The organism is Micrococcus sp. KRD077 (assembly GCF_017168505.1).
Lineage (GTDB): Bacteria > Actinomycetota > Actinomycetes > Actinomycetales > Micrococcaceae > Micrococcus > Micrococcus luteus.
Window position 1 is genome coordinate 1 of the sequence record NZ_JABFAZ010000057.1, and the last position, 3448, is coordinate 3448.

Here is a 3448-nt window from a genome sequence, read left to right on the forward strand (position 1 = left end):
CCCCCGGACCTCCAGCTCCCGCAGCCGCGGCAGCCCGGCCGGCCGTGCTGAAGCAGCCGGCCGCCCATCTCCACGACACGTCCCCGCCCGCGAGCGCGGCCAGCGCCTCTGGCGCCGACGCTGCGACCATGGGTGGCCCTGGCGGTGTTGCCCCCGTGTGCGCGACCCCCGGCTCCGCAGGTGTCTTGCCGGCCCGGGGCTGGAGCGTTGGCGCATGAGACGACGGCGGCCCCCCTCCAGTGAGGGGGGCCGCCGTGGCGGGGAGGTCAGCAGAGGTTTGCCTGGCAGTCGGGGCAGATCTGGGAGATGATCCGCTCCCGCTCCACCTTGGTGCGGTGGGGCAGGACCTCGTGGACGGGCTGGCCGGCGTCCAGGGCGTCCGCCTCGTCCTGGGTGATGGAGACGTAGTCGGCCTTGCCGCAGAGGGAGCAGAGGCAGTCGATGTCGGCGCTGTCCGGGCCGTAGACGTTGTAGATGCGGTGGGCGATGCGTCCCATGGGGCGCTCCTTCGGTGAGGGGTGCAGGCCCCCTGATGCGGCCCGCTACGTGTCTAACCATACACGTCCCCCGCCTACCGCACAAGCGTCTTTCGCGGTCGGTTCAGCAGCAGCTCATGCTGCATCTCCGCGACACGTCCCCGTCCGGCCCGCGGGCCCAAGCTGCGACCGCGAGCTCATCCGCACGCGATCGCCGAGGCCGGTCATGCCGGCTCGGCCGCGGCCTCCTTGGCTGCGGAGCTGCCCGCGATGAGCTGCGCGATGAGCTCGGCGTCACCGGGGGAGCTGGCGGCCGGCGCCTGCGGCTGCTCCAGCAGCTGCTCGACCCAGTCCGGCGTCTGGTCATGACGCTGGGCGAGCACGTAGGGCCCGCGGAGCAGGGCAGGCAGGTTGTAGGCCCACACGACCGGGTCCTGGGCGTAGGTGGCGCGCCGGCGCTCGCCGCGGCCGAGGTCGTCGACGGTGGGGGTGGGCAGCTCGAGGTCGAGGTGCCCCTCGGGGTCATGGATCTGGACGTCCTCCCCGTCAACGTGCACGTATCCGACGTGCCGCTGGAGGCCGGAGGGGCCGTCCAGGTGGTGGATGGTGATGGTGAACATCAGATCTCCTTATGTTGATCTTGTATCAGTTTATCAGCGCTCGTAGAGATTCGACAGGCTCAGGATCCGGCCCTTGCTCTGCATCAGGCGTGCCCGCCGGCGCACCTCGTGGAAGCGGCCTTCCTCGATCGTGCCGCGCAGGCCCAGGCCGTCTTCGGAGTCCAGGAAGCGGGCCAGGATGGCCTTCTCCTCCCGAGTGGTCGCGCGGGCCTGCGGGTGCTGGGAGCGCGCGGCGACGAACATCGAGGCGTTCACGCCGCCGACGCCGTCGGTGAAGGCGAATCCGTTGTCGATCGCCGAGAGGCCGCGGCGATCCATCAGGACGTTGCTGCCGTGGCGGTCGACCTGCCCGATCAGGCAGTCGAAGAAGGCCAGATCACTGGCCTGATCGGAGTGGTGCGCCGCCATTTGCATCACGTTCGCCTCTGCCCGCATCGGCCCCCCGGGGACTCCATAGGAGATGGAGCCCCACTGGCCGTCGTACTTGACCAGGGCCACCGGAGGCACCAAAGCCGCGTACTTCGGGCCCAGCGCCTGGGCGAACTGCGAGGCCGCGGCCTCATGGGTGGGCTGGAGCCGGCCGTCGTGGCCATAGGCCTCGGCGGTGTCCATGTCCAGCTCGTCGTAGGGCTTGAAGTAGCCGCACGCGCCGTCGTCCCACACCAGACGCTTGATGTCGTTGACGCCCCTGCCCGCGACCGGCGCGCCCTCACGCGCCGAGTCCATCCGCATCAGCTGCCGCTCTTCGGCGGTGCGCCCCTGCCGCTCCACCAGCAACGCCACGCGCGCAGCCTCTTCCTCGCCGCACTGGTACTCCCACTCCGACCACTCAGGTCCGCGAGCGCCCGTCGAGGCTGAGCCGGGAGCCGGGGTCGGGGTGCGGTGGTCGCGGCCAGCGCCTGCGCCTGCGCCGCCGCCCGCACCGGCGACCGCGACGCCGCCGCCGGCTCCGCCGCCACCGGCCACTCCGGCGCCGCCAGCGCCCCCACCGCCGCCGACGCCTCCTGCTCCGCCGGCAGCTGCGGCGGCCGACGCTCCCCCGCGGGCCGGGGCACGGCGGGCTGGGGCCTTGGGGTCGTTGCGCAGCTCGGTCTTGGCCGCCTCCCATCCCTTCTTGGCCGGGCCCGCGGCGCGGGCGAAGACGCTTTCCGGAGCGCCGGCCTGACCGGCCCACTCCTTGATCTCGTTGACGGGCTTGCGCTGCCTCTTCAGCTCGGCCAGCTCGTCAGCCTTGCCCTCGGCCTTGGCCCACCGGGCGATCTGCTGTCCGATCGCCCGGTTCTCCCGTCGACGCTTCAGCGCGGCCTCCCGTGCCGTTGCGTTCGGGGGGCATCGACGTCCGTGGGGACACCCCGCCTCGCCCTGAGCCCTGCACATGCCAACCTCCTGGTCCGATCCATCCGCCCTGCACGGGCGCCTTCACTGACCACAAGGCCGGGCTCTCCGCGACATGTCCCTAGCTGCTGACGAGTCCGTCAGGTCAGTCGTCCAGGCCGCGGGCCCGGCGTCTGGCGGACCGATAGGCGGCGATCATGACGATGGCCACTAGCACGGCGGCGGCCCCCAAGACGAGGGGGAGGCTGACGCCGACGCCGGTGTCTGCGAGCTCGAAGGCGGCCTGGTCTGCGGGGACGAGCAGGCCGATCTCCAGCAGGCTCTGGCGCACGGAGTTCATGGCGCTGGCGGCCCAGGCGGTGAAGGCGCCGGTGCCCAGGAAGAACATGCCGGCCAGGGTGATCCAGATGATGTCGGTGCCGTCGCTGGTGCCGTTGGTGTTCGCGCTCATCTCAGTTCTCCTCGTGTTCGATGTGGCGGGTGGGCAGCATCTCGGTGGCGGCCACGGAGATGCCGCCGGCCTCCCCGGTGTCGCGCTCGATGTACTCCAGGTAGATCCCGGCCTCGTCCTCCTGGGGGTCCTCGGCGAGCACCGCCCAGGTCTCGGCGTCGGGGTCGATCTGGATCAGGTCGCCGGCCTGCAACTCCTCGGCCGGAGACTCGACGGGCTCGCCGTAGCCCTCGAAGAGGTCCTGTTCGTCGTCGGGCACGTAGGGCATGTGCTTGCGCTCGGCGATCACGGGGCGGCTGGGGTCGGCCAGCACAGCCGGAGAGGGGCGCCCGGTCGGGCGTTCCTCGACCGCGGCAGTGGCGGGAGCAGTGTTCAGGGACTGCAAGGCCGCGAGCGCGCCGGCCGGGACGGCCGACCGGGCGGCGGGCGCGGTGGCCGGCTGCACCTGGGGCTGGTCGGGGGCCTCGTAGACGCGGGCGTCCATGTAGTCGGCGTAGCTGGTGGGGTTCTCGTTGCCGTCCAGGTCCACCGTGACCGGCTCGAGGATCTCCACCAGCATCTTCTTG

5 protein-coding genes are annotated in these 3448 nt (G+C 71.8%); all 5 read right to left on the reverse strand.

Features of this window, described 5'->3' with window-relative positions; translation table 11 throughout:
• Positions 1 to 266: 266 nt before the first annotated feature.
• Positions 267 to 497 carry a hypothetical protein gene (locus J1M39_RS11180; protein ID WP_101966201.1) on the reverse strand — a complete coding sequence of 77 codons (231 nt, stop codon included), beginning with the start codon at positions 495 to 497 and terminating at the stop codon, positions 267 to 269.
• A gap of 203 nt (positions 498 to 700) precedes the next feature.
• Positions 701 to 1096, reverse strand: coding sequence for a hypothetical protein (locus tag J1M39_RS11185; RefSeq protein ID WP_049159949.1), 396 nt, complete (start codon positions 1094 to 1096; stop codon positions 701 to 703).
• Positions 1097 to 1129: 33 nt separating this feature from the next.
• The gene (locus J1M39_RS11190; protein WP_206495998.1) at positions 1130 to 2473 is read right to left on the reverse strand and encodes a hypothetical protein; all 1344 of its coding nucleotides are present in this window, start codon (positions 2471 to 2473) and stop codon (positions 1130 to 1132) included.
• Between the two features lie 103 nt (positions 2474 to 2576).
• Positions 2577 to 2882: a hypothetical protein gene (locus tag J1M39_RS11195; protein WP_101966199.1), complete on the reverse strand. Its 306-nt coding sequence runs from the start codon at positions 2880 to 2882 to the stop codon at positions 2577 to 2579.
• A gap of 1 nt (position 2883) precedes the next feature.
• Positions 2884 to 3448, reverse strand: a 565-nt coding sequence (locus J1M39_RS11200) for a hypothetical protein (protein ID WP_206496799.1), incomplete at its 5' end; no start/stop codon positions are given.